At 64.8% G+C, this 4,917-nt stretch carries 6 protein-coding genes; 5 read left to right on the forward strand and 1 reads right to left on the reverse strand.

Features of this window, described 5'->3' with window-relative positions:
- The 4 genes from AC11WY_RS19045 to AC11WY_RS19060 all read left to right on the forward strand — a co-directional run.
- Positions 1-327 (forward strand): Orn/Lys/Arg family decarboxylase (locus AC11WY_RS19045; protein WP_482928419.1); only part of this gene is annotated, 327 nt, incomplete at its 5' end.
- 44 nt (positions 328-371) lie between these two features.
- Positions 372-1,904 carry a basic amino acid/polyamine antiporter gene (locus AC11WY_RS19050; RefSeq protein WP_482928421.1) on the forward strand — a complete coding sequence of 511 codons (1,533 nt, stop codon included), beginning with the start codon at positions 372-374 and terminating at the stop codon, positions 1,902-1,904.
- 172 nt (positions 1,905-2,076) lie between these two features.
- Entirely contained in the window at positions 2,077-2,844 is a 768-nt protein-coding gene (locus AC11WY_RS19055) for a PRC-barrel domain-containing protein (RefSeq protein WP_482928423.1), read from the forward strand.
- Positions 2,845-2,989: 145 nt separating this feature from the next.
- Positions 2,990-4,066: a TIGR00341 family protein gene (locus tag AC11WY_RS19060; protein WP_482928424.1), complete on the forward strand. Its 1,077-nt coding sequence runs from the start codon at positions 2,990-2,992 to the stop codon at positions 4,064-4,066.
- A gap of 87 nt (positions 4,067-4,153) precedes the next feature.
- Here the strand turns inward: AC11WY_RS19060 and AC11WY_RS19065 are convergent, their stop codons facing one another.
- Positions 4,154-4,432: a hypothetical protein gene (locus AC11WY_RS19065; protein WP_482928426.1), complete on the reverse strand. Its 279-nt coding sequence runs from the start codon at positions 4,430-4,432 to the stop codon at positions 4,154-4,156.
- A 234-nt stretch (positions 4,433-4,666) separates the two neighbouring features.
- Between AC11WY_RS19065 and AC11WY_RS19070 the strand changes: the two genes are divergently transcribed.
- The gene (locus tag AC11WY_RS19070; protein WP_482928428.1) at positions 4,667-4,795 is read left to right on the forward strand and encodes a DUF4172 domain-containing protein; all 129 of its coding nucleotides are present in this window, start codon (positions 4,667-4,669) and stop codon (positions 4,793-4,795) included.
- Positions 4,796-4,917: the final 122 nt, after the last annotated feature.

Raw genomic sequence — 4,917 nt, forward strand, 5'->3', positions numbered from 1 at the left:
ACCGAACTGCTGTCCGCAGGGTTCGGCATGCTGCCGGTGCCGGTCATGTCCCCGGTTCAGGCCTACGAGCGGCTGGTGCGGGACGAGATCGAGTCCCTGACACTCGACCAGATGGCCGGGCGCACCGTCGCCACCGGCGTCGTGCCCTACCCGCCGGGGATCCCCTTGCTGATGCCGGGCGAGAATGCGGGCCCGGCGGATGGCCCGCTGCTGAACTACCTCAAGGCGCTGGAGGCTTTCGACGCCGAGATTCCCGGCTTTGCCCACGACATCCACGGTGTCGAGGTCAAGGACGGCCGCTACCGGGTTCTGTGCATCAATGCCTGACGCGCAACACCTGCCCCCTTCCGCCGCCCCCGAAAGGAACGATCATGGCCTCCGTTACACAGGCTTCGACGCCGAATAAACCCGCGGCCGCGTCGACCGTCCAACACAAGCTCGGCCTTTTTGCGCTGACGCTGCTGGTCATCAGCGCGATGGTGGGCGGCGGCGTGTTCAACCTGCCGCAGAACATGGCGCAGGGCGCGGGTCTGCCCGCCGTTCTGATCGCCTGGCTCGTTTCGGGCCTCGGCGTGTTCTTTCTGGCGCGCACGTTCCAGGTGCTGGCCGACATCAAGCCCGAGATGACGGCGGGTATCTACACCTACACCGCCAAGGGCTTCGGCAAATACGCGGGGTTCCAGATCGCCTGGGGCTACTGGCTGTCGTCGGCGTTCGGCAACGTCGGTTTCGGCGTGCTCTTGATGGATACGCTCAACTACTTCTTCCCGCCGCTCTTCAAAGGCGGGAATACATGGGAGGCGGTGCTGGGCGCCTCGCTGGTGTTCTGGGTGCTGAACTTTCTGGTGCTCCGCGGGATCAAGAGCGCCTCGGCGCTGAACGTCATCGGCACCGTGGCCAAGTTCATCCCGATCGCCGTCTTCATCGCCGTGCTGGCGGTCATGACCAAGGCGGGCATGTGGACCGCCGCCTTCTGGGGCAACGTCGACGCGCACCTGACCGCCACCGCGACGACAACGGCCGCCACGGTCAAACCGCTCGGCAGCCTGCTGGCGCAGGTGCGCAGCACGATGCTGGTCACGCTCTGGGTCTTCATCGGCTTCGAGGGCGCCGTGGTGATGTCGGACAAGTCCGACCAGACCACCGTCAGCCGGGCCACTCTGCTGGGGTTCCTGATCACGCTGGGGGTTTACGTCCTCGTCTCGGTGCTGCCGTTCGGCGTGATGGCGCAACCCGCCCTTGGCGCGCTGGCGCCGCCGTCGATGGCGCCTATCCTTGGCGGCCTTGTCGGCAAATGGGGCGAATACCTGATCAACGCGGGCGTCATCATCTCGGTGCTGTCATGCTGGCTGGTCTGGACGATCCTTGTCGCCGAACTGCCCTGGGCGGGGGCGAAGGACGGCAGCTATCCGAAGGTCTTCGCCACCACCAACGCGAACGGCGCGCCCTCGGTCTCGCTCTGGGTGTCCACGGCGGTGATGCAGGTGATGATGATCCTGGTCTACTTTTCCAACAACGCCTGGAACGTCATGCTGTCGATCACCGGCGTGATGATCCTGCCCGCCTACATCGGTTCCTCCGCCTACCTGTGGAAGCTGATGTCGACCGGCCAGTATCCGGCCAAGGCGCGGATCGGCAAGGCGCAGGCGCTGGCCGTGAGTATCCTCGGCACGGTCTATGGCTTCTGGCTCGTCTATGCGGCGGGGCTGGAATACATGCTGGGCGGCGCCTTCTTCTTCGCGCTCGGCAGCCTCGTGTTCATCTGGGCCCGGCGCGAACATGCCCCGAAGGAGTTTCCGTTCAAGATGGCGGAACTGATCGTCGCCATCGCGCTGGTGGTGCTGGGCGTGCTGGCGATCTGGATGCTGTTCACCGGGCGTCTGGGCCAGGTCTACTCCGGGTGAACCATCCCGCGCGGGTCACGGGCTGATCCATGTTGGCGCGCGCGGGAACAAGAACGGGTAGACTGAATAGAGGCCCCGGTCCGGACCGCGAACCGGGGGGTCCGGCTTGCTGATCCCGCAATCCGGTCGACGGTCCTTCGGGTCACCCCTTTCCCGACGAGGAGACGACGACATGCTTTGGAAGACATCCGCGCTTAGGGGCTGCGCCATCATGGCCACTGACGGTCAGATCGGCACGGTCAGCGACTTCCTGTTCGACGACGCCAGCTGGCTGATCCGCTGGATGGTGGTGGACACCGGCACTTGGCTGTCGGGCCGCAAGGTCCTGCTGCCACCCTCGGTTCTGGGCCACGCTGACGCAGTGGAACGCGAGTTCCGCGTCAAGCTGACCAAGGCCGAGGTCGAAAAGAGCCCCGAGGCCGATACCGATCTGCCGGTCTCGCGTCACTTCGAGGCCGACATCTACCGCTACTATGGCTGGAGCCCCTACTGGGGCGGCGGCATGGGCATGTACGGCTACGGCACCGGCGCGCTGGCGGCCCCGAACCCATCGCCGCAACGGCAGGACGAGATCATCGCCGACATCAAGCGCGGCGATGACGACCCCCATCTGCGCAGCGTCGCGGCCGTCACCGGGTATCACGTGCACGCCACCGACGGCGAAATCGGCCACGTCTCGGATTTCCTGATCGAGGACGCCGACTGGAGCGTGCACTATCTGGTTGCCGAGACCCGCAACTGGTGGCCGGGGCAACATGTCCTGATCTCGCCACGCTCGGTGCACATGATCCGCTGGACCGAGCGGCTGGTCTACGTCGAAGCCGACCGCGAGAAGATCAAGGCAAGCCCGCCCTACGATCCGTCGATGACCATCGACCGGGCCTATGAGGCCAGCCTCCACGGCCACTATGCGGACGTCTGGCCGATGGATCGCCGCTGAGGCGGCTTGGCGCCACGACAGGAGGGCGGCCCCCTTTCGGGCCGCCCTTCGCCCTGACTCCACCGGAACCGCGAACGGCGCAGCGCGGATCGGGATGCCCGACCGACAAGATTGGATTTGACCGGAGGCCCTGAAACCCGACACGTTGCTGCAGGCCGTCAAAGACGCCAAGACCCGACGTGGAAGGGATGACACCGCGATGGCGCTACGACTGATCGAGATGGTGTTGGCCTCGCAGGACGGCGAGGATCTGCGCGACCTCATCAAGGAGCACGAGGTCATCGAATACCGGCAGATCCCCCTGCTCGATGGCGAAGTGCTGGTGCGGATCCTGATGGACGCCGAACGGTCCGAGACCATCCTCGACATATTGGAGACACGCTTCACCAGCGGCGAAGGCCATCGGGCGGTCGTTCTGTCGGTCGAAGCGACGCTACCGCGGGCCGCGTCGAAACCGGCGGCAGAGCCAAGCGCGGGCGTCGGACTGGCCGAACCGCCAGCGGAAAAGAAACCGATCGGTCGGATCGGCCGTGAGGAGTTGTACGAAGACATCAAGGATGCGGCGCGATTGTCGCGCGTCTATCTGGCCATGGTGGTGCTTTCCACCATCGTGGCGACCGTCGGCCTCTACTACGACAGCGTGGCCATCATCATCGGGGCGATGGTGATTGCACCCTTGCTCGGGCCGAATATGGCGCTGGCGCTGGCAACGACCTTGGGCGACCTCGCATTGCTGCGGCAAGCGTTGCTGACCGCTCTGGCTGGGATTGCGACGGCGATGGTGGTGTCGGTGGTCATCGGCGTGATGCTGCGGGTGGACCCGGCAACGTCTGAAATCGCGGCGCGAACCTGGGTGAGGCCGGGCGATCTGGCAATTGCCCTGGCATCGGGCGCGGCAGGGGCCATCGCGTTCACCACCGGCGCGTCGGCGGCGGTGATCGGGGTGATGGTGGCGGTGGCGTTGTTGCCACCGCTGGCGGCCTTCGGACTGTTGCTGGGCGGCGGGCATGTGGCGATGGCCATCGGTGCGTTGTCGCTGTTCCTGATCAACCTGATCTGCGTGAATCTGGCCGGCGTCGCCACATTTCTGGTTCAGGGCATCCGCCCCGCAACCTGGTGGGAGAAAGGTCGCGCCGTGAAGGCCACGCGCATCGCCATCGCCCTGTGGGGGACGCTTCTGGCCGGGTTGATCGGCATGATGCTGCTCTTGCGAAAGGGCTGAACAGGCGCGCGGCCGTCTCGGCGCTACCCGGTCAGCATCCCCTCGCCCACCACGATCTGGCGGCGGCAGGTGGCGGCGATCTTTTTGTCATGGGCCAACCACAGGCCAAAAGGCGTGAAACCCATCCTTCGCCAAGGCTGCGGTGATCTGTCCTACCGCGGCCCCGGCCTCGCGCTGCTGCACCCGGCCGCAGTCGTCCCAGATGGCAAAGACCACGGGACCCTGCGCCGTTTCGCCCGACGGCAGATAGGCGTTCAGCGACTCGATCCGCCGCACCAAGCCCTTGCGGATCAAATGCTCCAACTGGCCTGCTGCCGATTTCGTGGACACCGAGATAGAGCGTTTCGACGAAGCCGGGGTTTCCATGGATAGATGGAGGTTCAGCTACGAGTTCAAGCTCGAGGCTGTGAAATTGATGAGAGATCGCGGGGTTTCGAAAATACAGACTTGGAGCCATTGGTCCCCGTGCGCTGGCCACCCGGATGCCCCGCCTCAGGATGCGGAGAATAGGCGCCACAATCTCCGCATGATATGCGGCGATTACGCTTGCCGATGCGGAGATTGACGCATTTAATCACCGCATACTTTGCGGAGTTCGTGATGTACATCTGGGAGCGGCCCGACTGGCCCAAACTGACATGGCAGGATGCTGTCGTAGCGGCTCCGCTGGTGGCGGTGCGGCACGATCAGGGCCGCCTCATCGGTCGCATGGAGGCACTGGGCTGTTAATTTTCACGCAAAACTGACCCGGGTTTTCCATCGAGAACTGACCCACCTTGGTGGTTATGTTCCAGGCGTCAGGTTTGGGTCAAGGCATGTGTGCCCCCCTTCTTTTTCTGCGTTGCGGCGGC

The sequence above is a fragment of the Solirhodobacter sp. genome, assembly GCF_964715405.1.

What these genes read in the sequence shown, in the direction of transcription:
- AC11WY_RS19050 (WP_482928421.1), top strand. Translation starts at nt 372, where the DNA reads ATGGCCTCCGTTACACAGGCTTCGACGCCGAATAAACCCGCGGCCGCG.
- AC11WY_RS19055 (WP_482928423.1), top strand. Translation starts at nt 2,077, where the DNA reads ATGCTTTGGAAGACATCCGCGCTTAGGGGCTGCGCCATCATGGCCACT.
- AC11WY_RS19065 (WP_482928426.1), bottom strand. Translation starts at nt 4,432, where the DNA reads ATGGAAACCCCGGCTTCGTCGAAACGCTCTATCTCGGTGTCCACGAAA.
- AC11WY_RS19070 (WP_482928428.1), top strand. Translation starts at nt 4,667, where the DNA reads ATGTACATCTGGGAGCGGCCCGACTGGCCCAAACTGACATGGCAGGAT.